This is a genomic window from Pseudomonas sp. PDM10, from assembly GCF_014852295.1.
Lineage (GTDB): Bacteria > Pseudomonadota > Gammaproteobacteria > Pseudomonadales > Pseudomonadaceae > Aquipseudomonas.
This window is the reverse complement of the sequence record NZ_JACVBJ010000008.1, coordinates 311,515-336,602: the sequence shown is the minus strand read 5'-3', so window position 1 is coordinate 336,602 and position 25,088 is coordinate 311,515. Positions and strand designations below refer to the sequence as shown.

The window sequence follows — 25,088 nt, the reverse complement described above, 5'->3', positions numbered from 1 at the left end:
TGGGCTTCGATGACCTGAAGCAACTCGCTGTCGAAAACCGTATAACTCATTGTTTACCAAGGAGTTTTCCGTTTCGACTGCGCCGGAAGTGGGGCGAATTATAGACTTCCAGAATCTGCCGTCAACCGTTAATTACGCTTTTCGTGCAGACGGTGTCTTTTTGGCTATTAATCGTGGGATTCGGCGGGTTACAGGGGGTAGTCGCAATACTAATAGCAATGCACTTATAGAAGCGTAAACCGCCCACTCCTTAAGATCAGCGCGCACGATCCACAACATATGCAGCAATCCAAGCCCGAGAACCCCATAGGCAAGACGATGTAATTTCTTCCAGCCAGAACCCAAACGCCGCTGACTATAGCGATTTGAGGTCACCGCCAAGGCCAATAAACACAGAAACCCAAGCGCCCCGACAATAATGTACGGCCGTTTGCGCAACTCGACACCCAACTGCGACCAATCAAAGCCGAGGATGAACGCCGTATACCCACTCAAATGCAAAACTACATAAGCGAAGCACCACAACCCCAGTTGCCGCCGGACAGCGACCCACCCTGCCCAACCAGTAAGCTTCTGCACAGGTGTCATGCTTAACGTAATGAGCAACAGTACAAGCGCCCCCACCCCCAACCGGTCAACCAGCACCTTACCCGGATCAGGCCCTAGCACATCCTCCCAGGCCTGATACAACCAAAGCAGCGGCCAGACCGCAGCAGCTATAAAGACGCCAATTCGCCAAAACGGAAATCGCATCAGTAGTTCTTCCGCAAATCGAGCCCTGTATATAGAGAGGCGACTTCATCCGAGTAGCCATTGAACATCTGCGTGTCCCGCACATTGGGCTTGAACAGCCCGCTCGGCAAACGCCGTTCACGCGCCTGGGTCCAGCGCGGATGATCGACTGTCGGATTCACGTTCGCATAGAAGCCGTACTCATCCGCAGCAATGCTCTGCCAGGTGGTCTTCGGCTGCTCGCTGACCAGACTGATCCGCACGATGGATTTGATGCTCTTGAAGCCATATTTCCACGGCACCACCAAACGCAGAGGCGCGCCGTTCTGATTGGGCAGCTCACGCCCGTACATACCCACGGCAAGAATCGCCAACGGATTCATCGCCTCATCCAGACGCAGCCCTTCCACATATGGCCAATCGATCAAGGCAAAACCGGAACGTTGCCCGGGCATGCTCTTGGGGTCTTCCAGGGTTTCGAAGCGAATGAATTTGGCTTTGGAAGTCGGCTCGACTTCCTTGAGCAGGGCCGAGACGGGAAATCCGATCCAGGGAATGACCATTGACCAGGCCTCTACACAGCGAAGACGGTAAATACGCTCCTCGAGCTGATAAGGCTTCATGAAGTTTTCCAGTGCGTACCGCCCTGGTTTGCCCACCTCCCCGTCTATTACCACACTCCAAGGTTCGGTTTTCAGCGCGCCGGTATTGGCAGCGGGATCACCTTTGTCGGTGCCGAACTCATAGAGATTGTTGTAATGGGTCGCGTCCTTGAATGGCGTGATCGCCTCATCCTTGACGTTAACCGCACCCCATCTAGCAGAAGGCAGTTTTTCGGCAAACCAGGAAGGCGCCTTGCCGGGCTCGACATCCGAATAACGCGCAGCATCCTCGGCACTGGCCCAACGCGGCAGACTGCTTACAGCCAAACCGGCAACGGCGGCACCGAGAACATTGCGACGAGATAGATAGAAGGATTCAGGCGTGACGTCCGACTCATGGCAGTCAGACGCTTTGGGGACTTTGATCAGCATGGCAACTCCGCAGCATTGGAGAACAGATGCACCAATAGACTGCGGAGTATGAGGGAAGCTAAGCGTTTTTGTGCCGACGAAGACGTAACAGATATTGAACCGGGCCAGAGGCTGCATAAGCGAGGAAAACCAGCAGCAGGATGCGCGGCGGATCACTGAACACCACGGCAAACACCAACACCACGGCGAGAATCGCCACGAAAGGTACACGCCCTTTCAAGTCCAGCTCCTTGAAGCTGTTGTACTTGATGTTACTGACCATCAGCATGCCGGCAGCCGCAACCATCAGCGCCACCAGGAAGGACATCTTCGAACCCTGGATGCCGTAATCACTGAACGCCCAGACAATGCCTGCAACCACACCAGCAGCCGCCGGACTGGCCAGACCAATGAAGTAGCGCTTGTCCGCAGTGCCGACCTGGGTATTGAAACGCGCCAGACGCAACGCTGCACCGGCTACATAAATGAAGGCAACCATCCAGCCGACCTTACCCATATCGCCCAAGGCCCAACCGAATGCCAACAATGCTGGCGCAACACCAAAGGCGACCATGTCGGACAGCGAGTCGTACTCGGCACCGAAGGCGCTCTGGGTATTGGTCATACGGGCAACGCGACCATCGAGGCCGTCGAGCACCATCGCGACAAAAATCGCGATCGCTGCAAAAGCAAAATATTTGCTCGCACCAATCGAATCACCGGCACTCAAGGCGCTCTGGGCGCTCATCGAGTTGATGATGGAGTAAAACCCTGCGAACAGGTTCGCAGTGGTGAACAGATTCGGCAGAAGATAGATACCACGATGCCGGACTTTACGGCCTTCAGCGTCGTGCCCTTCCTCAATGTGTTCATCGATGGGCAGCAGGCTTTCGGCGTCAGAAGCCTGGTTTGGCTCTTCGGGACGTTCGCTCATGGACATTACCTTGCAACGGGGTGGAAAGTTTGGACAGGTGTCTGGGACGACGGTTCGGCCGCAAACGATGCAGCTTTATACCAGAACCGGCCGCCCAAACGAAAAAACGCGGCCTAGGCCGCGTTTTTTTCGTACAAGTGTGCGACTTAGTTTTTAGCTTTGTCGACGATCTTGTTGGCACCGATCCACGGCATCATGGAGCGCAGTTGCTCGCCGATGATTTCGATACCGTGAGCGGCGTTGTTACGACGCTTGGCGGTCATCGAAGGATAGCCGGTAGCGCCTTCGCTGATGAACATCTTGGCGTATTCGCCGTCCTGAATACGTTTCAGGGCGTTGCGCATGGCCTGACGGGATTCGGCGTTGATCACTTCCGGACCGGTCACGTACTCGCCGTATTCAGCGTTGTTGGAGATCGAGTAGTTCATGTTGGCGATACCGCCTTCGTACATGAGGTCAACGATCAGCTTCAGTTCGTGCAGGCATTCGAAGTAGGCCATTTCCGGCGCGTAGCCAGCTTCAACCAGGGTTTCGAAACCGGCTTTAACCAGCTCAACGGTACCGCCGCACAGAACGGCTTGTTCGCCGAACAGGTCGGTTTCAGTCTCGTCCTTGAAGGTGGTTTCGATGATGCCGGTACGACCGCCACCAACGCCAGCGGCGTAGGACAGTGCAACGTTTTTGGCGTTGCCGGAAGCATCCTGATAGATAGCGATCAGGTCAGGGATACCGCCGCCTTTGACGAACTCGGAACGCACGGTGTGGCCCGGAGCTTTCGGCGCGATCATGATCACGTCGAGGTCAGCGCGCGGAACAACCTGGTTGTAGTGGATCGCGAAACCGTGGGAGAAGGCCAGGGTGGCGCCTTTCTTGATGTTCGGCTCGATTTCGTTCTTGTACAGAGCGGACTGGAACTCGTCCGGGGTCAGGATCATGACCAGGTCGGCAGCCGCAACAGCGGAAGCAACGTCGGTCACTTTCAGGCCGTGAGCTTCGGCTTTGGCAACAGTCGCCGAACCTTTACGCAGACCAACAGTAACGTCAACGCCGGAGTCTTTCAGGTTGCACGCTTGAGCGTGGCCCTGGGAACCGTAACCGATGATGGCAACTTTCTTGCCCTGGATGATCGACAGGTCGCAGTCTTTTTCGTAATAAACTTTCATGAAATTCCCCTATATATCCAGGCCGTTCAGGCCATTCGCTAATTTGGTTTAGATGCTGAGTACTTTGTCGCCGCGGGCAATACCGGTTACGCCGCTGCGGACGGTCTCCAGAATCGAGGCGGTGCCAATGGACTGAATGAAGCTGTCGAGCTTATCGCTGGTACCGGTCAATTGAACGGTATACACGCTAGCGCTGACGTCAACGATCTGCCCACGATAAATATCGGTAGTGCGCTTGATCTCGGCGCGCTGGGCGCCGGTGGCCTTGACCTTGACCAGCATCAGCTCGCGCTCGATGTGAGCACTCTCCGACAGGTCGACCAGTTTGACCACTTCGATCAACTTGTTCAGGTTCTTGGTGATCTGCTCGATAACTTCATCGTGGCCAACCGTGGTCAGCGTCAGACGCGACAGGGTCGGGTCTTCGGTAGGTGCCACAGTCAGGCTTTCGATGTTGTAGTTGCGCTGCGAGAACAGGCCGACTACACGAGACAGAGCACCCGGTTCGTTTTCCAGAAGCAAGGAAATAATGTGCCGCATGATTATGTACGCTCCGTCTTGCTCAGCCACATATCGCGCATGGAGCCGTCTTTGATCTGCATCGGGTAGACGTGCTCGCTGGTGTCGACCGAAACATCAATGATCACCAGGCGATCTTTCATGGCAAACGCTTCTTCCATCTTCGCCTTCAAATCTTTCGATTCAGTGATGCGCATGCCGACGTGACCATAGGCCTCTGCCAGCTTGACGAAATCAGGCAGCGATTCCATGTAGGAATGCGAGTGACGGCTACCATAGCTCATGTCTTGCCACTGGCGAACCATACCCAAAACGCCGTTGTTCAGGATGACGATTTTGACCGGCAAGCCATATTGCAGACAGGTGGACAGTTCCTGAATGTTCATCTGGATACTGCCCTCGCCCGTCACGCAAACGACATCGTCATCCGGGAAGCTCAGCTTGATGCCCATGGCCGCCGGAAAACCGAAGCCCATGGTGCCCAGACCACCGGAGTTGATCCAGCGGTTCGGCTTGTTGAACGTGTAGTACTGCGCCGCGAACATCTGGTGCTGGCCCACGTCGGAGGCGACAAAGGCATCGCCTTTGGTCACTTCGCACAGGGTTTCGATCACGGTCTGCGGCTTGATAACGCTGCCGTCGCCCTTGTCGTAAGGGAACAGGCCGCGATCACCGCGCCACTCATCAACTTGCTTCCACCAACTGGCAACGGACTCCTTGTTCGGGGTCTCGCCGATTTCCTTGAGGATCGCGACCATCTCGGTCAGGACACTCTCGACCGGACCGACGATAGGCACGTCTGCCTTGATGGTCTTGGAGATCGAAGCCGGGTCGATGTCGATGTGAATGATCTTGGCATTCGGGCAGAACTTCGCCGGGCCGTTGATCACGCGGTCGTCGAAACGAGCGCCGACTGCAAGGATCACATCGGCATGGTGCATCGCCAGGTTAGCGGTGTAGCTGCCGTGCATGCCGAGCATGCCGATAAACTGACGGTCGGTGCCAGGGTAGGCACCCAGACCCATCAGGGTATTGGTCACCGGCAGGTTGAGCATCTTCGCCAGCTCGGTCAGCGGCGCGGAGCCACCACCGAGAATCACGCCGCCGCCTGCATACATCACAGGACGCTTGGCCGCCAGGAGCATTTCTGCCGCCTTGCGGATTTGCCCGGAGTGACCGCGAACGGCCGGGCTGTAGGAACGCAGCTTGGCTTTTTTCGGGAAGATGTATTCGAACTTCTCGGCCGGGTTGGTCATGTCTTTCGGGATATCGACAACGACCGGACCAGGACGACCGGATTGCGCGAGGTAGAATGCTTTCTTCATGACTTCCGGGATTTCCGACGCGTGCTTGATCATGAAGCTGTGCTTCACGATCGGCCGGGAGATACCGATCATGTCGGTTTCCTGGAACGCATCGGTGCCCACCATGGTGCTAGGCACCTGGCCGGAAATGACCACCATCGGAATGGAGTCCATGTAGGCCGTGGCAATACCGGTAATGGCGTTGGTTGCGCCCGGGCCGGAGGTCACCAGTACCACACCGGCTTTACCGGTGGCACGGGCATAGCCGTCAGCCATATGAGTCGCAGCCTGTTCGTGACGAACCAGGATGTGGGTCACTTCCGGTTCTTTGAACAGGGCATCGTAGACATGAAGAAGAGCACCACCCGGGTACCCGTAGATATATTTGACGCCTTCGTCACGCAAAAAGCGGACGAGCATCTCACCGCCAGATAAAAGCTCCACGTTGTTCACCTCTAAAACGCCAGAATACCGCCCACATAACAGAGGACGGGTCTTAATAGGTTTACTTCTCAGCAGAGCATGAGCGACGGTGGTCGCCGACTACGTCAGCACTGACTGAGCAAGTATTGGGATCGTCCCAAGTGTTGCGGGCCTTTCCCACCCAGCGCGAGGTAACGCGTTGCGGGTGTAACAGGTCGGCGCGGATGTGCGCCTCATGATCTGCTGAGCGGGCCTGCTTCTGGCAGTCCCTCTACAGCGGACTTTGGATTCTTCTGTTTCGTCCTCTCCAAGTCAAGTCGTCTATGTGCTTTATTGAACTAAGCACATGAGAAAGCAAGAAAAAACCGCTAAACAGCAACTGTGTTAGCTTCAATTGCGCAACCCAATACAAGGAAATGGCATGCGAACGTTTTTCCTGACCGTCAGCCTGCTGATTGGCATCAGTCCTCTGGGCGTGGCCGCTCAGATCTACAAATGGGTCGACGCCCAGGGCGTTACCCACTTCGACGCCCAGCCACCCCAAGGCCAGGAAGCCACCACCGTGGTCACGCCCTCCTCGCCTGCCAGCAACCAGCCCCCGCCGCCACGCAGCGGTGCCATTGGCGATCAACAGGCCATCGACAAAAAAGTGAAAAAGCAGGTCAGCGAGCAGCAAGCCCAGCTCAAGGCATTCTGCGAACAGGCGCGGACGAACCTGGCTCAACTGCAGAACAATCCGCGAATACGGGAGGATGTCGAAGGCGAGATGCGCCGCCTGACCGACCAGCAGCGGCAGGAGCGCATTAGCGAAACACAGAAACAGATTGCGGAAAACTGCCAGTAGACACCTGTAGGAGCCGAGCTTGCTCGCGATGAGGGCATAACATTCAACAGATCTGCTGACTGTTACACCGCTATCGCGAGCAAGCTCGGCTCCTACAAAAAATCGGATTCAGCGGGAGGCGGTGATCAGTAGATCAAACTCTTTGAGCAGCACCTGCAGTTGCCGATCCCTGCCTTGAACATTGCGGGCAGCGAAGACCATTTCGGCCATCTCCTGAATTCCCGAAGCGTTTGGCAAGGGCAGATCCTGCTCGAGGATCACCTTCATCCGCGGAAGGAAGATCCATTGCAGCCACTGCTCGAAATCCAGCGTATCGACCGAGAAGGGTTCGACACTGGAAAGCGCTTCGGCGGAGGGCGAGACCTCGTCCCACCAACCCTGAACCCGCAGCTCGCGCTCGATCAGCAGCAACTGTTCGGCAATCTTCGGAAAGCGCGCATCCATCACAGCGAAACCTTGGCCTTCTGACGGGCCAATGCTGCGCCAGCAGAATCACCCTGTTTCTCACGCGCCTGAGCGATCAATTCCCACAAGCTGGCTTGAAGTGCCGGACGACCATTGGCGAAGGTCAGGCCACGACGAGCAAACTGCTCGGCTTGTGGCGCATCGCCTTGAGCCATACGCACCTGGGCCAGACGATAAAGCACTTGCGGCTCACGCGGCGCAACACGCTGGGCGCGCTCGAGACTGGAGGAAGCACCGTTGAGATCACCGCTCGCCTGTTGCTGCTGAGCGGTAGTCAGCAAGGCCAGAACCGGACCGTCCAATTGCTCGTCGGCAGACAAGCCACCGGAGTTCGCCGAAGGAATCCCGCTCGGCGTCGACGGCATGCTGTAGCTGCCCTGATTGACCGGTGCCGACTGGACCGGCGAGGTATCGATCGGCCCCGGGGTAATCGGGCCTGGCGTGATCGGCGCAGTGCTGATCGGTGCCGACGTCACTGCGCCACCACCTGGCACCATCACGACGACGCCGGTATCACCTTGTGGAATCGCCTGAGTCTGGGCTTGCGCAGGACGTTTAGTCGTCGTCTGACGGAAACCGCCATTCGCCGAAATCCGTTCACTGTTCGAAACGGCGCTACCGGAATCCACAACCGGAATCGACCCGCGTTGTACGGAGGAGCAACCGCTGAGCAAAGCCACGGCGGTAACCGCTGGAATCAACCACTTGTTCACTTGAAACCCTCTTTGCTTAATTCATCCAGCCCTTGACCCAATCCATCACCGTTTCGCCGGAAACAGGGCTTTCGCCACCGCAAGCAGCACCGGGAGGCGGTTCGCTGCCGCGAATATACGGCATCTGCACCGCACCTGGGCAGTTGGCATCAGAGCCTTGTCCGGTACGCGAATCGACCCAGGCCTGAACAATGTTGTCTGGCTGCGGCATGTCCAGCGGCAACGGATCGGCCTTGCGCATGAAACTGGTCCAGACCTGCAACGCACCGGTGGCGCCGGTGAACGGCGTCTTGCCGTTGTCATCGCGCCCCAGCCAGACCACTGCCAGCAGGTCCTGACTGAAACCGGCGAACCAGCTGTCCCGCGAATCGTTACTGGTACCGGTCTTGCCGGCCAGGGTCAGGGTTTTCGGCAACACGTTGTAAACCGAACTACCGGTACCTTCACGCATGACCCGCTGCATGGCGCTCTGGATCAGGTAAATGGAGGCCGGATCGAAACGCTGCTGAATCTGGAACGGATAACGCTTGAGCGGTTCGCCTTCAGCGGTCAATACGCTACGGATCCCGCGCATCGGCGTATTGAAACCACCGTTGGCCAGGGTCTGGTACATCGTCGCCACTTCAATCGGGGTCAGACCGCCAGCCCCCAGTAGCATCGACGGGAACGCCGGGAATTCGCGACTCACACCAAGACGCGCCAGGGTCTTCAGGACATTCGGCACGCCCACCGCCAAACCGAGACGCGCGGTCGACAGGTTGTAGGAGTGCGCCAGGCCCTGATACAGAAATACGGTGCCATGGGAACGGCGATCGTAGTTCTGGGGTTTCCAGACTTGACCGTCCGCGCCTTTGACCGAGAAGGAATCGTCCGACAGCCAACTGGTCAATGTGTACTGGCTCGGCTTCTCAAGGGCTGTCAGATAAACCGCCGGCTTGATCAAAGAGCCGATCGGTCGCACAGCATCCAGCGCACGGTTGAAGCCGGCAAAACTCGCCTGACGACTGCCGATCATGGCCTGGACCTCACCGGTTTCCGGGTTGGTCACGACCATGGCCGCTTCAACCTCATCGGAACCCTTGCGCCCGGCGAGTCTCTTGAAGGTGTCGTTGACCGACGCCTCGGCTTTCATCTGCAGGATCGGGTCGAAACTGGTGAAGATCCGCAGACCTTCTTCGGTCAAGTCTTCGTCGCGATAGTCTTCACGCAGCTGACGCTTGACCAGATCGAGGAAGCCGGGGAACGAGCTGTCCGCCAGCTTGCCGCGAGTCGTCACACCCAGTGGCATTTGCTTCGCGGCAGCGACCTGCTCGGCGGTGGCAACACCTTGTTGCTCAAGTACATCGAGTACCAGATTGCGCCGCTCAAGCGCCCGTTCAGGGTTGCGACGCGGGTTGTAATAGGACGGCCCCTTGACCATGCCCACCAGCATTGCGACTTGATGCAGTTTCAGTTCGGACAACGGTTGCCCGAAGAAAAACTGGCTTGCCAAGCCAAAGCCATGCACTGCGCGCTGGCCATCCTGACCGACGAACACTTCGTTGAGGTAAGCCTCAAGGATTTCTCGCTTGTCGTAATGCAGCTCAAGCAACATCGCCATCATGGCTTCGGTGAGTTTACGGGTCAGGCTGCGTTCGCTGGTCAGGTAGAAATTCTTGACCAACTGTTGCGTCAGCGTACTGCCGCCCTGGGTCATCTTGCCGCCAGAGGTGTTGACGTAGACGGCGCGGGCAATCGACTTGGGCGACACGCCCCAATGGCTATAGAAATCCCGGTCTTCCACAGCGACCAGGGTTTCCAGCAGATAGGGCGGGACCTGATCGATCTTGATCAGAATGCGATCTTCGAGGTTTTTCGGGTAAATCCCGCCGATCAGCAGCGGCTCAAGGCGCACCACAGAAAGCTTCGAACCGTTGGTCGCCGAAAGTTCGGCCACGTAGTCGCCGGAGAACCGCACGCGCACAGGCTGGGGTTTCTCCAGGCCTTCATAGAACTGGAAGCCACGGGTATTCAAGTCGACAGTATTGCCACTGACCGCCGCCGCACCGGGGCCATTGCTCACGGCCTCGCGTCGGTAGCCCAAGGCGTCGAGCTCGGTGAGGAAGTCTTCCTTGCTCAACTTTTGGCCGGTAAACAGCTCCAGCGGGCGCGCGTACACCTTGGCCGGGATGGTCCAGCGCTTGCCGGAGAACTTCTCCTGGACGATCGCGTCGAGGTAAACCGCGAACCCGGCCAGCACCACAAGGCCGACCAGACTGAGTTTAAGGGCCCAGCCCAGCCAGGGGCGCAGGCCCTTGGAAGGTGGTTTTTTGGGGGTGCGGGGGGATCGAGTACGAGTCATGGCGGCGGATTATACGCACTTTATTCAGACTCAACAGGAGCCCTCTGAGGTTTGCGTCAGACGGACTTGCGGCCATAATGACGGCCGTGAATTTCCCCCAGACTCTGAAGGATCGCTTGTGAGCCAATCCCTGATCGCTGCCCTGCAAAACCCAGCCCTCTACCCGCATCCCGTAGACGGGTTCCAGGTCATCGAAACCCATATTTCCTGGGTAATCCTCACCGGTCCCTTTGCTTATAAAGTGAAGAAGCCAGTGAATTTCGGCTTCCTGGATTTCACCAACCTCGACGCTCGCAAGCATTTTTGCGGGGAGGAGCTGCGTCTTAACCAGCGCCTGACCAACGATTTGTACCTCGAAGTATTGCCAATCACCGGCAGCGCCGAAGCCCCACAACTGGGCGGCGAGGGTCCGGTCGTCGATTACGCACTGAAAATGCGTCAATTCCCACAGAGCGGGTTACTCAGCACCCTACAAGCCAATGGTGAATTGACCACCACGCACATCGACGAGATGGCCGCGCAGATCGCCCAATTCCACCTCAACGCGCCGAAAGTGCCTGCCGAACACGAAGCCGGCACGCCGGAAAGCGTGATGGCACCGGTACGCCAGAACTTCGAACAGATCCGCCCGTTCCTCAGCGACAAGGCCGATCTGCTGCAACTGGATGCGCTGCAAGCCTGGGCCGAAAGCAGCTTCGAACGCCTCAAGCCACTGTTCGCCCAGCGCAAGGCCGAAGGTTTCATCCGCGAATGCCACGGTGACATCCACTTGGGCAACGCCACCGTGATCGACGGCAAGGTCGTGATCTTCGACTGCATCGAGTTCAACGAACCGTTCCGCTTCACCGACGTTTATGCCGACACCGGCTTCCTGGCGATGGACCTGGAAGACCGTGGCCTGAAGAGCCTGGCGCGCCGCTTCATCAGCCAGTACCTGGAATTGACCGGCGATTACCAGGGCCTGGAGTTGCTGAACTTCTATAAAGCCTACCGCGCACTGGTTCGCGCCAAGGTCAGCCTGTTCAGCATGCCGGCCGAGGCCGACCCGGTGCAGCGAGCCACCACCCTGCGTCAGTACCGCAATTACGCCAACCTGGCGGAAAGCTACAGCACCATTCCTTCGCGCTTCATGGCCATTACCCACGGTGTTTCTGCCGTCGGCAAGAGCCACGTAGCCATGCGTCTGGTGGAAGCATTGGGCGCCATTCGCCTGCGTTCCGATGTAGAGCGCAAACGTCTGTTCGGCGAGCAAACCGTGCCAAACGACCCTCAGGCCGGCATCTATAGCGCCGACGCCAGTGCCGCCACTTACACCCGCCTGCATGAAGTTGCCGCTGTGATCCTGCGCGCGGGCTTCCCCGTGGTGATCGATGCGACGTATCTCAAGCGCGACCAGCGTGACGGCGCAGCGAAAATCGCCGAAGCCACCGGCGCGCCATTCCTGATCCTCGATTGCAATGCGCCGCAAGCGGTGATCGAGACCTGGCTGGCCCTGCGTCAGGCAGACAAAAAGGACCCGTCCGACGCCAACCTGGCGGTTATCGAAGCCCAGCAAGCCACTCGCGAGGCTCTGACGCCAGCAGAGATTCTGTGCAGCAAACGCGTTCAGACCAATGAAAGCGGAACCCTCGACACCGTCATTGCGCAGATTCGCCAGCGCCTGCCGGGGCTGTAAGTAACTATTTCAGCCGTGAAGCCTTCGCCGGCTTCACGGCTGCCAAATAGTGGCACTATAATGGCGTCATAAAACCAACAGGTGATCTGACATGAGCCAGCCGAAACTTCTCGATACCCCGCTTTATGCTTTGCTGCACAAAGACGACATCACTGGCTTCAACAACGAGCGGCCAAAAGACGGACCTATCGACATGGTCGGTGGCGATTTCCGGGGGCTGGACCTGCGTGAACTGAACGCCGACGGCGTCGACTTTACCGATGCCTATTTCCGCTCCGCCGACTTGCGCGGCATCGACTTTCGCAACGCCTCCCTGGAAGGCGCGAGCCTTGCTCACGCACAGATCTCCGGCGCCTACTTCCCGCCAGAGCTGAGTGCTGACGAGATCCTGATGTCGATGAATTTCGGTACACGCCTGCGTTATCGCACCCGCTAGTACCCGCATCGCCTCCCCAATTTGACACGATCCCTGTGCGAGCTTGCTCCCACAGAGATTGCGTTGCCTGCCTCTACTGCACTCGCAGACATTTCCTCTCTCTCCAGACATCTGCTTCTTAGAAGCTTTTGCGTCGAAACCGACCAAACAATCACGCTTTTCCTACTGATGGCTACACTCCTGAGAAGCTCGCCCACGCACCGTTCGGCCGTCGCAAGGAGGCTTGATGAATGATGAACTGCAGCACCTGAAGAATCTTGGCAAGACGTCGGCGCAATGGCTGCATGCCGTGGGCATCCACAGCGCCTCGGACTTGCGTCGCCTGGGGGCGGTGGATGCTTATCGGGCCGTGCGCACGCGCGGGTTTCGGGCGTCCAAGGTGTTGTTATATGCCATCGAAGGTGCCCTGATGGATGTGCACTGGAATGACATTCCCGCCGAGCGCAAGGACGCCTTGAACAAACAGCTGGAAGCTATCTCGTCACGTCACAAAAACTGAACGGACGCAGCAGCCATGTACCTACTTGGGGAACAACCGGCTTACGCCGACGCGCTGATCAACCGACTGCAACATATTCCCGTCCGGCTGCTGGAAGGTTTGATGCCCTGCGGACCGAGCCTGGAATTTTCAGCCGTCGATGATCTGGCCGTCCTGTTACCCGGCAATCAACTTTTTGTGCTGGACAATGGCCTGCTGCATGGATGCATCGACGATCGGGCATTGTTCTATCTGCACGAGGGCGATCTGATCGGCTTGCGTCAGGGCACGGAACTGCCGCGTTGCCGCTTTCGCAGCGATAACCCTTTGGCACTGACGCCATATCTGCGATCCGAGGTTTTTCAGCATATCTACGCCGACCCGGAGCGTTCGGAGTTGTTTCTTCAATACATGGCCGGTCAGTCCGCGCTGCTGTCCGATGCCGTCGCCCGCTTGAAACTACCCGAGTTTCGAAGCACCAATGGCTTTCAGCGCGTGGCCAGTGGCGAAGTATTGATCCGCCAGGGCGATGAACCGGATCAGGTGTTTGTCATCATTGATGGCCACGCCGAAGCCTTTGTCGACGGCCACAAAGTCGGCGATATACCCAAGGACGAGATTTTTGGCGCCATGGCGGTATTCACTGGCGAGAAGCGTAACGCCAGTGTGATCACCAGCGAGCCCAGCACTGTCATGCTGATCCCCAAAGACCAGTTTCTCAGCCTGACCCAAAGCAATCCGAAGATCGCTCATAGCCTGATTGCGAGCATGGCCCGACATATCGACCTGCTGAACAAGCAGATCATTCTGATGAGTTCGCGCAAGCGAACAGGCTAAAACCAATGATTACGGGCGTTTCAAGCGAACGGTCAGCGCATTTCAAAGAACTGAAAAATCAGCGGTTGACTTGGTAATGAGAATCGCTATGATTAGCGCATCCGGTCGCGAGACTGGTCGATATTTGAAAAGCCCTTGGTTCGGACTCTCAGATATCTCCTCATCAGGCTAATCACGGTTATTTGACCCGGCTTTTGCCGGGTCTTTTTTTGCCTGGAGAAAAGTCGTTCGATCACTTGCCAAATTGCTTACGCATTTGCGCGCAGTAATCCTGGGGCGGCGTGGCAGGCGTGTACCAGACGTAATCCGCCATGGCCGGTGTGACCTCGCTGCCCTGCTCCGCCAGCATCAACACCGCAGGCGCCTGGGGTTCACCCAGATCAAGCACATGAATCGGCACGCCGACATCCTTGCGCGCATGGTAAGCGCCGGCAAACAGCAGTGAAGGCGTGGGTGCCGCCAGCAGGCGTTCGGCCATCCGTCGGTCACGTTGCTGCTGGACCGCCAGCATCGCCGGCATCTGCGATGTCGGCAGCAGGCCACAGTGGGAGTCGCTGACTTGCTTCAATAACTCGTCCTTGACTGAAGCAGCGTTGGAGCGCGAACCGCTCAATGTCGGAGGGTTGGCGTAAACGGCACGGACTTCAGGCGTGTCCAGGTTGGCTGCCAGCAGCGGATATGGTTGGGTCAGGGCGAAACGTACGATAGGCCCGTACAGATTCCAGTCCCAGCCAGACTGCCAGGCCAATGCACCGGGCAAATCCGCTGGCGGTGTCGAGGCGTGACGAACGTCATCGACACGCGGCTGTTGATCAGGTGTGAGCATTTCCAGCAGCAGACTGCCTTGAGGTCGCCGCTGACCCAGCGACTGCAATAACCACAGCTGTAGCTCATGGTGATCGCGATTGTCATGTTGCTCGCCCACGATCAGCCGTGAAGACTTCTCCAACCGTTCAATCAGCTCCTCTGCCGTAAGGGCCTGATCGCTGCGCAAGTCTCGGATCTCGCCGACAACCGGTGGCGCAGTCGAAACATGCTGACAGGCACTCAGCAACAGCAAGGCCAGCATCAAAATCCCACGCATGTTTTCACTCCATAAAAAACTCAGCGGGCGATGATCAGCGGATGCCCACGCTCCGGGTGCTTCTGCACCAGCACTTCCAGCCCGAACACGGCCTTGAGTGGCTCTGGGCGCAACACCTGCTCTGGAGTATCGAGCGCCACAGGGCGCCCGCCTTCGAGCAGTAACAGGCGATCACAATAGCGCGCTGCCAGGTTCAGATCATGCAGGATCACCAGCACCGCCGCGCCTCTATTGGCGAACTCGCGTACAGCTTGCAACGTGGTGTGCTGATGAAGCGGGTCGAGCATCGATGTTGGCTCATCGAGCAACAACGTTTGCCCTGCTTCGCCCGGCCAGAGCTGCGCCAGAACCCGCGCCAGATGCACCCGCTGACGTTCACCACCGGACAACGCCAGATAACTGCGGCCACTCAAATGTTCGGCATCGGTTGCGTGTAATGCAGCGGCGACGATCTCGTCATCGCGGGCCCGACCGCTTTGATGGGGCAAGCGGCCCATGCCGACTACCTCTTCGACACGAAAAGCGAAGTCCAGGGTCGACACCTGCGGCAATACCGCCAAACGCTGCGCTCGCGACGTCCCCGTCCAGTCGCTCAGCTCGCGCTCGTCGAGCCAGACGCTGCCCTGATGAGCCCGCAACTCGCCGCACAAGGCGCCGAGCAAAGTGCTTTTGCCGGCGCCATTGGGCCCCAGCACGCCGAGAACTTCGCCCGGCTTGAGCTCAAGCGTAATGTCCGTCAGGACAATTTTTCGGCCTCGACGGATTTGCAGATTTTGCGCTCGCAACATCAGGCACGCCCCCTGACCAGTAAATACAGAAAGAACGGCGCACCGATGAAAGCCGTGACGATCCCGATCGGCAATTCAGCCGGCGCCAGGGCCAGTCGCGCCACCAGATCGGCAAACAACAGAAGGCTGGCACCGGCCAATACTGACGCTGGCAACAGCACACGATGATCCGGCCCGGCCAGCAGTCGCACCAGATGCGGCACCACCAGACCAACAAACCCGATCATCCCCGCCGCGGCCACCGCAGCACCGACACCCAACGCCGTGCAGAACACCAACTCACGCTTGAGCCGTTCGACGTCGATGCCCAGGTGACCCGCCTCCGACTCACCCAGCAACAACGCATTCAAGGCCTTGGCCCGGCGTGGCAGCCACAGCGCCACGCCGGCACTGATCAGCAGTAACGGCCAGAGCCGCGAATAGCTGGCGCCATTGAGGCTGCCCAGGTTCCAGAACGTCAGGGTGCGCAGCGTCGCGTCATCCGCCAGATAGGTGAACAGCCCCACGGCGGAACCGGCCAGCGCAGTCAACGCAATACCGGCCAGCAGCATGGTCGCGACATGGGTCTGCCCGTTGCGCCGGCCCAGTCGATACACCAACGCGGTCACGCCGAGCCCGCCGAGAAACGCGCACAGCGATAACACATACGGCCCGAAGGATTCAGGCAGACCGCCGAACACAGAACCACCGACGATCGCAATGGCCGCGCCCAATGCCGCACCGCTGGAGACGCCGACCAGCCCCGGATCGGCCAAAGGATTACGAAACAACCCCTGCATCGCCACACCGGACAATGCCAACACCCCGCCCACGGCCAGGCCCAACAAGGTTCGCGGCAAGCGAATCTGCCCCAGGATCAGCTCAGCCTGTTCCAGCCCGTCGGGCGCAATCGGTACACCCACCAGCCGCAGGGCTGCACGCAAGGTGTCGAACAACGGCAAGCTCACCGGTCCAAGCGCCAATGACAACCAGATGGCCAACACACACAGCAGGATCAGACCAATGAACAAAGCACGGGGTTTAACCAGGATGGTCATTGGCCGGCCGAATCGGGGTAAAAGGCGTCAGACAGTTTTTTCATCGCATCGGGTAGCCGCGGCCCCAAGCCCCCGACCAACAAGGTCGGATCAAGCTCCATGACTCGCCCGTCCTTGGCTGCGCGGGTCGAGGACAGGATAGGGTTCTCCTTGAACAACGCCGCACGGGCTGCATCGCCGGTCAGTGCGCGATCGGCAAACACCAGCACCTCAGGATCCAGGCTGACCAGGGATTCGACAGAGAAGGGTTTGTAGCCGGTATGCGTGGCCAGATTGTGTCCGCCGGCCTGTTGCAGCAACCAATCGGCGGCGGTGTCCTTGCCAGCGATGAGCGGTTTGCCGCCCGCGTGGCCAAGCAACAACAGCACGCCGGGAGATTTTCCTTTCAACTGCGCCCGAGTGACCCGGATCTTTTGCTGATCGAGTTGCTGTTGATAAGCCTGGAACACCTGTGAGGCCTGATCGTCAGCGCCAAGCAATTTGCCCAGACGCTGCAAATTGCCCTGCAACGTCGGCAGGTCCGGCTGGGCCGAGAACAGTTCGACCTGCACACCCGCACTACGAACCTGCGAAAGCACCGGTGGCGGCCCCGTTTCCTCGGTACCGACCAGTATCTGCGGGCGTAAGCTCAAGATGCCCTCCGCCGACAACTGCCGCTGATACCCGATGCTCGGCAAGGCCTTGAGCGATTCCGGGTGCTGACTGGTGGTGTCGACACCGACCAGTTTCGACTCACCGCCCAGCGCGCTGATCCATTCCGATAAAGCTCCCCCGGCACTGACCCAACGTTGTGGCGACTCGGCCGCTGCGGCGTGGTAGCTGACGAAGAATCCGACACAGAGCGCAGCAACGCGGGTACTCAGGCGCATAAACAGCTTCCTTTAAGGGTTTTCCCGGGCATTGAAATGACAGGCCACGTATCCTTGGCGCCTGGCATCTGTACCCGAAGGGCAAGGCGGCCATTTGATAATTGTTTGCATTTGAACGTCAAGCTCGGACATATCCAGTCACGAGCCGCCGGACTTGAGGATAGACATGAAGTTTCTTTGTGCAGGCGTTGAGCTGGCCGATGCCAGCAGTCGCGGCTTCGACATCGACGGCCAGAAGCTCTTTGCCGTGCGCCGTGGCGGCCAGGTTTACGTCTACATCAATCGCTGCCCGCACCGTGGCGTCGGACTGGAATGGAAACCCGACCAGTTTCTCGACCCCAGCAACAGCCTGATCCAGTGCGCGACCCACGGCGCACTGTTTCTGATCGAAGACGGCGAATGCGTCGCCGGTCCTTGCGCTGGTCAGTCTCTGACCACCGTCGCCTGCCGCGAAGACGAGCAAGGGATCTGGGTCAGTCTTTAGCCGTTGAGCAACACCTCCAGACGCCGATCGACCACCATTTCTTCGTGGGTCAACCGCACGCCATAGGCCAGCACCTCGACTCCGCATGCCACCGCTTCACGCAAAGCGTCGGCGTAGGCCGAATCGATTTCTTTTGCAGGACGCACAGCGTCGATGCCGGTGAGATTGACGCAATACAACTGCACCGCACGAATTCCGTCCCGGGCCAAATGCGCCAATTCGCGCAAATGCTTGGCCCCGCGCTGGGTCACTGCATCGGGAAATGCCGCTACCAGCGAACCGTCGAAGCCCAGCGTGACACTTTTGACTTCGACATACGCCGGCCCGCTCGAGTAATCGAGGCGGAAATCGATGCGACTCCTCTCCTGACCGTAGGCCACTTCGCGCTTCAGCTCGGTAAAGCCGTTGAGTTCAGTGATGACACCCGCTCGCAACGCTTCTTCGATCAAGCCGTTGGCTCGCCCGGTGTTCACGCAAAACAAGCGCCCCTGCGGGGTTTCGCCGACTTCCCAGGTACCGGGCAACTTGCGCTTGGGGTCATTGGAACGGCTGAACCAGACCTGCCCGCCTTCGACCTGGCAATTGAGCATCGAGCCGGTGTTGGGGCAGTGAATGGTCAACAACTCGCCGCTAACGGTTTCGATGTCGGCGAGAAAACGCTTGTAACGACGAATCAAACGGCCTTCTTCGAGGGGAGGATGAAAACGCATCAGCCTTGCCAGCTCTTCAAGCCGCGCGCAATCCGCTCGACCGCTTCCTGTAGGCGCGGAAGACTTTGGGTGTAGGCAAACCGCACATGATGGCCGGCCTGATAACGACCGAAGTCCAGACCCGGAGTAATCGCCACGTGTTCGGTTTCGAGGAAATGTCGGCAGAACGCGAAGGCATCGCCGCCGAACTTGCTGATATCGGCATACAAATAGAACGCGCCTTCAGGCTCAACGGCGATACCAAAGCCCAACTCTCGCAGGGCTGGCAGCAGGAAATCCCGACGACGGCCGAATTCGGCGCGACGTTCTTCCAGAATGCTGATCGTGGCCGGTTCGAAGCAGGCCAGAGCGGCGTGCTGAGCCATGCTCGGGGCGCTGATGTAGAGGTTCTGGGCGAGCTTTTCCAGTTCACCGACCGCCGCTTCAGGCGCCACCAGCCAACCCAGTCGCCACCCCGTCATGCCGAAATACTTGGAAAAACTATTCAGTACAAAGGCACTGTCATCGACTTCCAGCACGCTGGCCGCATCAGTGCCGTAGGTCAGACCGTGATAGATCTCGTCCACCACCAGATGACCGTGACGCTCCTTGATCGCGGCAGACAGGCCCGCCAGTTCATCGCGGGTCAGGATCGTCCCGGTCGGATTGGCTGGCGAAGCCACCAGGGCGCCGACGCTGTCGTGGTCCCAGTGGCGGGCAATCAGTTCCGGCGTCAGCTGATAGCGCACGTCCGGGCCAACAGGAACAAGCTGCGCGGCGCCTTCCACCAGCCGCAAAAAGTGCCGGTTGCACGGGTATCCCGGGTCCGCCAGCAGCCAGTGCTTGCCCGGATCCACCAACAAGGCGCTGGCCAGCAGCAGCGCACCGGAACCGCCAGGCGTGATGAGAATTCGCTGCGGGTCGATGTTCAAACCGTAGCGTTGCTGATAAAAGCCGGAAATGGCCTCACGCAACTCGGGAATGCCACGCGCGGCGGTGTAACGGGTCTTCCCCGCCGTCAATGCGGCCTGGCCAGCCTGAATGATCGGCTCGGCGGTGGTGAAGTCGGGTTCGCCGATTTCCAGGTGGATCACGTCGTGACCAGCGGCTTGCAGTTCATTGGCCCGCGCCAGCAGCGCCATGACATGGAAAGGTTCGATCGCGCGACTGCGGGCACTGTAGGACTGAGCCATTAGCCTTCCTTCAACGGGGAAAAGAACTGATTCTACCCAAGCGCAGGAACGAGCGAGAACCTAAAGCGGTCAGACCGTTATAACGCTGTTCTCAAACGACTCAAGCGCGTGTCTCAGGTTTGACTAAAATCAATAATTGATCAGGTCTCCAGCGCCACCAGACAAGGCTTTGCAATCATTTGCAAGCACAGCGGGCCACTACCTCGACATCCGGGAGTAGCGCGGCCCGATTTGATCTGGTAAGTTCGCCCGCTTGCAGCCGCAGGGCCGGCAGGTGTCGGTGATGGAGCAATCCTGCGCAATGGATTACAAGAGTAGAGGCGGTCTATTTCATGTCCACCCAAGCAAAGCAACAACAGAACCAGTCGATCAGCGGCTTCGAACCCTACAAAGAAGTGAAGGGCGAGGAGTACATGGGCAAGCCCATGCGCGCTCACTTCACCAAGATCCTGAATAAGTGGAAACAGGACTTGATGCAGGAAGTCGACCGTACTGTTGATCACATGAAAGACGAAGCGGCCAACTTCCCGGACCCGGCAGACCGTGCCAGCCAGGAAGAAGAATTCAGCCTCGAGCTGCGTGCCCGTGACCGCGAGCGCAAGTTGATCAAAAAGATCGACAAGACGCTGCAACTGATCGAAGACGAAGAATATGGCTGGTGCGAGTCCTGCGGCGTCGAAATCGGCGTCAAGCGACTGGAAGCCCGCCCTACCGCCGACATGTGCGTTGACTGCAAGACCCTGGCGGAAATCAAGGAAAAGCAAGTCGGCAAGTAATCTCGACTTGAACGAAAAACGGAGCGTGCGAACGCTCCGTTTTTGTTTCTGACATTCGCCACGGCGAGCCCTCCTGTGGGAGCGAGCCTGCTCGCGATTGCGGCGTGTCAGTCAACGAATGTGTTGTATGTGAAACCGCTATCGCGAGCAGGCTCACTCCCACAGGGACTCGCGCACGACCAGAGATGTAACATTCGTCCATGACCGCCACGACTTCCACTCCCTACATCGGGCGCTTCGCCCCCACGCCCAGTGGCCATCTGCATTTCGGTTCGCTGGTCGCAGCGCTGGCCTCATACCTCGACGCGCGCTCGGTGGGTGGCCGCTGGCTGATGCGCATGGAAGATCTCGATCCGCCACGGGAAGAGCCCGGCGCTCAGGCGGCGATCCTCAAAGCCCTGGAAAGCTACGGTTTCGAGTGGGATGGCGAAGTGGTCCGACAGAGTGACCGGCACGATGCCTACGCCGAAGTCCTCAATCGCCTGTTCAATCAGGGCCTGGCCTACGCTTGCACTTGCTCGCGCAAACAATTGGAGCCGTATCACGGGATTTACCCGGGCTTTTGCCGCAACGCCGGTCATGACACTAAAGATGCTGCGATTCGCCTGCGTGTCCCCGAGCTGGAATATCACTTCATCGACCGGGTGCAAGGCGAATACCGCCAACACCTGGGCCGGGAAGTCGGAGATTTCGTGATTCGTCGCCGCGACGGGCTCTACGCCTATCAATTGGCGGTGGTGCTGGACGACGCCTGGCAAGGCATTACCGATATCGTCCGCGGCGCCGACCTGCTCGACTCCACGCCTCGCCAGCTCTACTTGCAAGAATTACTTGGCCTGCCGCAACCGCGCTATCTGCATATCCCGCTGATCACCCAGCCCGATGGCCACAAGCTCGGCAAGTCCTATCGTTCGCCGCCGTTGACCGAAGATCAGGCAACCCCTTTGTTGCTGCGTGCATTGCGCGCACTGGGGCACAATCCCGGTGCCGAACTGGCTTACGCCACTCCACGGGAAGTGTTGAACTGGGGCATCGCCCACTGGGATGCCATGTTGATCCCGCGCACACTCAACCTGCCCGAAGCACAACTACAGTGATCGCACTTGCAGTGGCGCGCCCATCCGTTACCATCGCCGCACGTTTTCGGGCACGCGCATAAAAAAGAGAGGCCGGGATGTACATCTATCGCTTGGTCCTGCTCCTGGTAGTGGGGATTTATCTGTTCTCCCCGGCCATCATGGATTGGTGGATCGACGCCACTGGCGCCTGGTATCGCCCTTATCTGCTCTGGCTGATTCTGATCGTCGTGACCTTCATCCTGCAGAGTCAAAAAGATGCCGATGAGCTTTAGCCTGACCCAGATGATCCTGATCAGCGCCGCCTACCTGGCGGTGCTGTTCGGCGTAGCCTGGGTCAGCGAACGGGGCATGATCCCCCGGGCGATCATTCGCCACCCGCTGACGTACACCCTGTCGCTGGGCGTGTATGCCAGTGCGTGGGCGTTTTACGGCACGGTGGGCCTGGCCTATCAATACGGCTACGGATTTTTGTCCAGCTATCTGGGCGTCTCCGGCGCGTTTCTGCTGGCGCCGGTGCTTTTGTATCCGATCCTGAAAATCACCCGCACGTATCAGCTGTCGTCGCTGGCCGATCTGTTCGCCTTCCGCTTCCGCAGCACCTGGGCCGGCGCACTGACCACGATCTTCATGCTGATCGGCGTGCTGCCGCTGCTGGCGTTGCAGATTCAGGCGGTGGCCGACTCCATCGGCATCCTCACCCGCGAGCCGGTGCAACATCGCGTGGCCCTGAGCTTCTGCGCACTGATTACGCTGTTCACGATTTTCTTCGGCTCGCGGCACATTGCGACGCGGGAGAAACACGAAGGCCTGGTGTTCGCGATTGCCTTTGAATCGGTGATCAAGCTGATCGCCATCGGCGGCGTTGGCTTGTATGCGTTGTACGGCGTATTCGACGGCCCGCAACAGCTGGAACTGTGGCTACTGCAAAACCAGACCGCCCTCGCCGCTTTGCACACGCCATTGCAAGAAGGTCCATGGCGCACGCTGCTGCTGGTGTTCTTCGCTTCGGCGATTGTAATGCCGCACATGTACCACATGACGTTTACCGAAAACCTCAACCCGCGCTCGCTGGTCAGCGCGAGCTGGGGCTTGCCACTGTTTCTGCTGTTGATGAGCCTGGCGGTTCCGCTGATTCTCTGGGCCGGGCTGAAACTCGGCGCCACCACCAACCCGGAATACTTCACGCTGGGCATCGGCATCGCCGCCAACAACAAGGCCCTGGCGCTATTGGCCTATGTCGGTGGCTTGTCGGCGGCCAGCGGCTTGATCATTGTCACCACCCTGGCCCTGTCCGGGATGGCGCTGAACCATTTGGTGCTGCCGCTCTATCAGCCGCCGGCCGAAGGCAATATCTACCGCTGGTTGAAGTGGACCCGCCGGGCGCTGATCGTCGCGATCATCATGGCCGGTTACGGTTTCTACCTGCTGCTGGGCGCGGAGCAGGATCTGGCGAATCTGGGCATCGTCGCCTTCGTCGCCACTCTGCAATTCCTGCCGGGCGTGCTGTCGGTACTGTACTGGCCGACCGCCAACCGCCGCGGTTTCATCGCTGGTTTGCTCGCGGGGATTCTGGTGTGGCTGGTAACCATGCTGCTGCCGCTGGTCGGCAATCTGCAGGGTTTCTACATACCGCTGCTAAACATGATCTACGTGCTGGACGACACCAGTTGGCACATGGCGGCGATCGCCTCGCTGGCGGCCAACGTGCTGATGTTCACCCTGATCTCGCTGTTCACCAACGCCAGCAGCGAAGAAGCCAGCGCCGCTGAAGCCTGCGCCGTGGACAACGTGCGTCGGCCGCAACGCCGCGAACTGCACGCCGCCTCCCCCCAGGAATTCGCCACACAGCTTGCCAAGCCCCTGGGCGCCAAGGCTGCGCAGAAAGAAGTCGAACAGGCCCTGCGCGACCTCTATCTGCCTTTCGATGAACGCCGGCCTTACGCCTTGCGTCGCTTGCGCGACCGTATCGAAGCCAACCTTTCTGGCCTGATGGGGCCGAGTGTGGCGCAGGACATGGTCGAGACATTCCTGCCTTATAAGGCCGGCGGCGAAAACTACGTCACCGAAGACATCCACTTCATCGAAAGTCGCCTCGAGGATTACCACTCGCGCCTGACCGGGCTTGCCGCCGAACTCGATGCCCTGCGCCGCTATCACCGCCAGACCCTGCAGGAATTGCCGATGGGCGTTTGCTCGCTAGCCAAGGATCAGGAAATCCTCATGTGGAACAAAGCCATGGAGGAGCTGACTGGCATTGCCGCACAGCGTGTGGTCGGCTCGCGGCTGAGTACCATTGCCGATCCCTGGAAAGAGCTGCTGCAAGGTTTCATCAATCTGCCGGACGAGCATTTGCACAAACAGCACCTGGCCCTCGACGGCCAGACCCGCTGGCTGAACCTGCACAAAGCCGCGATCGATGAACCGTTGGCCCCGGGTAACAGCGGCCTGGTGCTGCTGGTGGAAGACCTGACCGAAACCCAGATGCTCGAAGACAAACTGGTGCACTCCGAGCGCCTGGCCAGCATCGGTCGACTCGCCGCCGGTGTGGCCCATGAAATCGGCAACCCGATCACTGGCATCGCCTGTCTGGCGCAGAACCTGCGCGAAGAGCGCGAAGAAGACAGCGAACTGAAGGAAATCAGCGGGCAGATCCTGGAGCAGACCAAACGCGTGTCGCGCATCGTTCAGTCGCTGATGAGCTTCGCCCACGCCGGCAGTCATCAGCACAGCGACGAGCCCGTCTGTCTGGCCGAAGTAGCCCAGGATGCCATCGGTTTGCTGGCGCTGAACCGACGTAATTTCGAAGTGCAGTTCTACAACCTGTGCGATCCCGATCACTGGGTCGAAGGCGACCCGCAGCGACTTGCGCAAGTACTGATCAACCTGCTCTCAAACGCCCGCGACGCCTCGCCTCCCGGCAGTGCGGTGCGGGTCAAAAGCGAAGCCGGCGAGCACACGGTCGACTTGATCGTGGAAGACGAAGGCAGCGGTATTCCGAAGAACATCATGGATAGATTGTTCGAACCTTTCTTCACCACCAAGGATCCTGGCGAAGGCACCGGTCTGGGCCTTGCACTGGTCTATTCCATCGTTGAAGAGCATTATGGACAAATCACCATCGACAGCCCGGCTGATGTTCAAAGCCAACGCGGCACCCGTATCCGGGTGACCTTGCCGCGTCATGTCGAAGCGACGTCCGCTGTGAACTGAGA

Annotated in this window: 25 protein-coding genes; 10 read left to right on the top strand and 15 right to left on the bottom strand. The window is 58.8% G+C overall.

The annotated features are described in order from the left end of the window. Positions 1-132: 132 nt before the first annotated feature. The 6 genes from msrQ to IB252_RS27635 form a co-directional block, all read right to left on the bottom strand. Positions 133-753 carry a protein-methionine-sulfoxide reductase heme-binding subunit MsrQ gene (gene msrQ, locus IB252_RS27660; protein ID WP_192410902.1) on the bottom strand — a complete coding sequence of 207 codons (621 nt, stop codon included), beginning with the start codon at positions 751-753 and terminating at the stop codon, positions 133-135. Next, positions 753-1,766 carry a protein-methionine-sulfoxide reductase catalytic subunit MsrP gene (msrP, locus tag IB252_RS27655; protein ID WP_192410901.1) on the bottom strand — a complete coding sequence of 338 codons (1,014 nt, stop codon included), beginning with the start codon at positions 1,764-1,766 and terminating at the stop codon, positions 753-755. The genes msrQ and msrP overlap by 1 nt, the downstream gene beginning before the upstream one ends. A gap of 58 nt (positions 1,767-1,824) precedes the next feature. Then, positions 1,825-2,679: a CDP-diacylglycerol--serine O-phosphatidyltransferase gene (gene pssA / locus IB252_RS27650; RefSeq protein WP_008156794.1), complete on the bottom strand. Its 855-nt coding sequence runs from the start codon at positions 2,677-2,679 to the stop codon at positions 1,825-1,827. Positions 2,680-2,825: 146 nt separating this feature from the next. After that, positions 2,826-3,842 carry a ketol-acid reductoisomerase gene (gene ilvC / locus IB252_RS27645; RefSeq protein ID WP_007948647.1) on the bottom strand — a complete coding sequence of 339 codons (1,017 nt, stop codon included), beginning with the start codon at positions 3,840-3,842 and terminating at the stop codon, positions 2,826-2,828. A gap of 48 nt (positions 3,843-3,890) precedes the next feature. Continuing rightward, positions 3,891-4,382, bottom strand: coding sequence for an acetolactate synthase small subunit (ilvN, locus tag IB252_RS27640; protein WP_003176102.1), 492 nt, complete (start codon positions 4,380-4,382; stop codon positions 3,891-3,893). A 2-nt stretch (positions 4,383-4,384) separates the two neighbouring features. Next, on the bottom strand, positions 4,385-6,109 hold the full coding sequence (locus IB252_RS27635) for an acetolactate synthase 3 large subunit (protein ID WP_008156791.1): 1,725 nt from the start codon (positions 6,107-6,109) through the stop codon (positions 4,385-4,387). 400 nt (positions 6,110-6,509) lie between these two features. Here IB252_RS27635 and IB252_RS27630 point away from each other — a divergent pair, with 400 nt between their 5' ends. Continuing rightward, entirely contained in the window at positions 6,510-6,932 is a 423-nt protein-coding gene (locus tag IB252_RS27630) for a DUF4124 domain-containing protein (protein ID WP_192410900.1), read from the top strand. A 108-nt stretch (positions 6,933-7,040) separates the two neighbouring features. On the opposite strand, the gene IB252_RS27625 is transcribed toward IB252_RS27630, so the two are convergent. From IB252_RS27625 to mrcB, 3 genes are read right to left on the bottom strand one after another with little or no spacing between them, the layout of a single operon-like run. Next, positions 7,041-7,376, bottom strand: a complete 336-nt coding sequence (locus IB252_RS27625; protein WP_008156787.1) for a YqcC family protein — start codon at positions 7,374-7,376, stop codon at positions 7,041-7,043. Further along, positions 7,376-8,110 (bottom strand): tetratricopeptide repeat protein, encoded by a 735-nt coding sequence (locus tag IB252_RS27620; protein WP_192410899.1) that lies wholly within the window; start codon positions 8,108-8,110, stop codon positions 7,376-7,378. Before IB252_RS27620 ends, IB252_RS27625 begins: the two co-directional genes overlap by 1 nt. A 16-nt stretch (positions 8,111-8,126) precedes the next feature. Beyond that, positions 8,127-10,451 (bottom strand): penicillin-binding protein 1B, encoded by a 2,325-nt coding sequence (gene mrcB, locus IB252_RS27615; protein WP_111451045.1) that lies wholly within the window; start codon positions 10,449-10,451, stop codon positions 8,127-8,129. A 118-nt stretch (positions 10,452-10,569) separates the two neighbouring features. On the opposite strand from mrcB, the gene IB252_RS27610 reads away from it, so the two are divergent. The 4 genes from IB252_RS27610 (at position 10,570) to IB252_RS27595 (ending at position 13,877) form a co-directional block, all read left to right on the top strand. Beyond that, positions 10,570-12,126 carry an AAA family ATPase gene (locus IB252_RS27610; RefSeq protein WP_192410898.1) on the top strand — a complete coding sequence of 519 codons (1,557 nt, stop codon included), beginning with the start codon at positions 10,570-10,572 and terminating at the stop codon, positions 12,124-12,126. Positions 12,127-12,217: 91 nt separating this feature from the next. Next, positions 12,218-12,562, top strand: a complete 345-nt coding sequence (locus IB252_RS27605) for a pentapeptide repeat-containing protein (RefSeq protein ID WP_008015079.1) — start codon at positions 12,218-12,220, stop codon at positions 12,560-12,562. Between the two features lie 226 nt (positions 12,563-12,788). Further along, entirely contained in the window at positions 12,789-13,061 is a 273-nt protein-coding gene (locus IB252_RS27600; protein ID WP_003228231.1) for a TfoX/Sxy family protein, read from the top strand. A gap of 15 nt (positions 13,062-13,076) precedes the next feature. Next, positions 13,077-13,877, top strand: coding sequence for a Crp/Fnr family transcriptional regulator (locus IB252_RS27595; protein ID WP_192410897.1), 801 nt, complete (start codon positions 13,077-13,079; stop codon positions 13,875-13,877). A 232-nt stretch (positions 13,878-14,109) separates the two neighbouring features. Here the strand turns inward: IB252_RS27595 and IB252_RS27590 are convergent, their stop codons facing one another. The 4 genes from IB252_RS27590 to IB252_RS27575 are packed head-to-tail and all read right to left on the bottom strand — an operon-like array spanning position 14,110 to position 17,655. Further along, positions 14,110-14,961 carry a ChaN family lipoprotein gene (locus tag IB252_RS27590; protein ID WP_192410896.1) on the bottom strand — a complete coding sequence of 284 codons (852 nt, stop codon included), beginning with the start codon at positions 14,959-14,961 and terminating at the stop codon, positions 14,110-14,112. 20 nt (positions 14,962-14,981) lie between these two features. Then, complete coding sequence (locus IB252_RS27585) at positions 14,982-15,749, bottom strand: heme ABC transporter ATP-binding protein (RefSeq protein WP_192410895.1); 768 nt, start codon at positions 15,747-15,749, stop codon at positions 14,982-14,984. Next, positions 15,749-16,732 (bottom strand): FecCD family ABC transporter permease, encoded by a 984-nt coding sequence (locus tag IB252_RS27580; RefSeq protein WP_178082221.1) that lies wholly within the window; start codon positions 16,730-16,732, stop codon positions 15,749-15,751. The genes IB252_RS27585 and IB252_RS27580 overlap by 1 nt, the downstream gene beginning before the upstream one ends. Positions 16,733-16,782: 50 nt before the next feature. Then, positions 16,783-17,655 (bottom strand): heme/hemin ABC transporter substrate-binding protein, encoded by an 873-nt coding sequence (locus IB252_RS27575; protein WP_192410894.1) that lies wholly within the window; start codon positions 17,653-17,655, stop codon positions 16,783-16,785. Positions 17,656-17,821: 166 nt separating this feature from the next. Here IB252_RS27575 and IB252_RS27570 point away from each other — a divergent pair, with 166 nt between their 5' ends. Continuing rightward, the gene (locus IB252_RS27570; protein WP_008153288.1) at positions 17,822-18,139 is read left to right on the top strand and encodes a Rieske (2Fe-2S) protein; all 318 of its coding nucleotides are present in this window, start codon (positions 17,822-17,824) and stop codon (positions 18,137-18,139) included. On the opposite strand, the gene sfsA is transcribed toward IB252_RS27570, so the two are convergent. After that, positions 18,136-18,849 (bottom strand): DNA/RNA nuclease SfsA, encoded by a 714-nt coding sequence (sfsA, locus tag IB252_RS27565; RefSeq protein ID WP_192410893.1) that lies wholly within the window; start codon positions 18,847-18,849, stop codon positions 18,136-18,138. The genes IB252_RS27570 and sfsA overlap by 4 nt on opposite strands. Beyond that, positions 18,849-20,021, bottom strand: coding sequence for a pyridoxal phosphate-dependent aminotransferase (locus IB252_RS27560; protein WP_192410892.1), 1,173 nt, complete (start codon positions 20,019-20,021; stop codon positions 18,849-18,851). The genes sfsA and IB252_RS27560 overlap by 1 nt, the downstream gene beginning before the upstream one ends. A 332-nt stretch (positions 20,022-20,353) precedes the next feature. On the opposite strand from IB252_RS27560, the gene dksA reads away from it, so the two are divergent. The 4 genes from dksA (at position 20,354) to IB252_RS27540 (ending at position 25,086) form a co-directional block, all read left to right on the top strand. Next, entirely contained in the window at positions 20,354-20,797 is a 444-nt protein-coding gene (gene dksA, locus IB252_RS27555) for an RNA polymerase-binding protein DksA (protein WP_008153293.1), read from the top strand. Between the two features lie 200 nt (positions 20,798-20,997). Then, complete coding sequence (gene gluQRS, locus IB252_RS27550; RefSeq protein ID WP_192410891.1) at positions 20,998-21,894, top strand: tRNA glutamyl-Q(34) synthetase GluQRS; 897 nt, start codon at positions 20,998-21,000, stop codon at positions 21,892-21,894. A gap of 77 nt (positions 21,895-21,971) precedes the next feature. Then, a complete protein-coding gene (locus tag IB252_RS27545; protein WP_003176118.1) occupies positions 21,972-22,148 on the top strand; it encodes a hypothetical protein in 177 nt (58 codons plus the stop codon). Further along, positions 22,132-25,086, top strand: a complete 2,955-nt coding sequence (locus IB252_RS27540; RefSeq protein ID WP_162247459.1) for a sensor histidine kinase — start codon at positions 22,132-22,134, stop codon at positions 25,084-25,086. The genes IB252_RS27545 and IB252_RS27540 overlap by 17 nt, the downstream gene beginning before the upstream one ends. The last annotated feature ends 2 nt before the right edge of the window (positions 25,087-25,088 follow it).

Bases quoted from the DNA above. Each gene is read 5' to 3' on its own strand.
- msrQ (WP_192410902.1), bottom strand. From the start codon at position 753: ATGCGATTTCCGTTTTGGCGAATTGGCGTCTTTATAGCTGCTGCGGTC.
- msrP (WP_192410901.1), bottom strand. From the start codon at position 1,766: ATGCTGATCAAAGTCCCCAAAGCGTCTGACTGCCATGAGTCGGACGTC.
- pssA (WP_008156794.1), bottom strand. From the start codon at position 2,679: ATGAGCGAACGTCCCGAAGAGCCAAACCAGGCTTCTGACGCCGAAAGC.
- ilvC (WP_007948647.1), bottom strand. From the start codon at position 3,842: ATGAAAGTTTATTACGAAAAAGACTGCGACCTGTCGATCATCCAGGGC.
- ilvN (WP_003176102.1), bottom strand. From the start codon at position 4,382: ATGCGGCACATTATTTCCTTGCTTCTGGAAAACGAACCGGGTGCTCTG.
- IB252_RS27630 (WP_192410900.1), top strand. From the start codon at position 6,510: ATGCGAACGTTTTTCCTGACCGTCAGCCTGCTGATTGGCATCAGTCCT.
- IB252_RS27625 (WP_008156787.1), bottom strand. From the start codon at position 7,376: ATGGATGCGCGCTTTCCGAAGATTGCCGAACAGTTGCTGCTGATCGAG.
- mrcB (WP_111451045.1), bottom strand. From the start codon at position 10,451: ATGACTCGTACTCGATCCCCCCGCACCCCCAAAAAACCACCTTCCAAG.
- IB252_RS27605 (WP_008015079.1), top strand. From the start codon at position 12,218: ATGAGCCAGCCGAAACTTCTCGATACCCCGCTTTATGCTTTGCTGCAC.
- IB252_RS27600 (WP_003228231.1), top strand. From the start codon at position 12,789: ATGAATGATGAACTGCAGCACCTGAAGAATCTTGGCAAGACGTCGGCG.
- IB252_RS27595 (WP_192410897.1), top strand. From the start codon at position 13,077: ATGTACCTACTTGGGGAACAACCGGCTTACGCCGACGCGCTGATCAAC.
- IB252_RS27590 (WP_192410896.1), bottom strand. From the start codon at position 14,961: ATGCGTGGGATTTTGATGCTGGCCTTGCTGTTGCTGAGTGCCTGTCAG.
- IB252_RS27585 (WP_192410895.1), bottom strand. From the start codon at position 15,749: ATGTTGCGAGCGCAAAATCTGCAAATCCGTCGAGGCCGAAAAATTGTC.
- IB252_RS27575 (WP_192410894.1), bottom strand. From the start codon at position 17,655: ATGCGCCTGAGTACCCGCGTTGCTGCGCTCTGTGTCGGATTCTTCGTC.
- IB252_RS27570 (WP_008153288.1), top strand. From the start codon at position 17,822: ATGAAGTTTCTTTGTGCAGGCGTTGAGCTGGCCGATGCCAGCAGTCGC.
- sfsA (WP_192410893.1), bottom strand. From the start codon at position 18,849: ATGCGTTTTCATCCTCCCCTCGAAGAAGGCCGTTTGATTCGTCGTTAC.
- IB252_RS27560 (WP_192410892.1), bottom strand. From the start codon at position 20,021: ATGGCTCAGTCCTACAGTGCCCGCAGTCGCGCGATCGAACCTTTCCAT.
- dksA (WP_008153293.1), top strand. From the start codon at position 20,354: ATGTCCACCCAAGCAAAGCAACAACAGAACCAGTCGATCAGCGGCTTC.
- gluQRS (WP_192410891.1), top strand. From the start codon at position 20,998: ATGACCGCCACGACTTCCACTCCCTACATCGGGCGCTTCGCCCCCACG.
- IB252_RS27545 (WP_003176118.1), top strand. From the start codon at position 21,972: ATGTACATCTATCGCTTGGTCCTGCTCCTGGTAGTGGGGATTTATCTG.
- IB252_RS27540 (WP_162247459.1), top strand. From the start codon at position 22,132: ATGCCGATGAGCTTTAGCCTGACCCAGATGATCCTGATCAGCGCCGCC.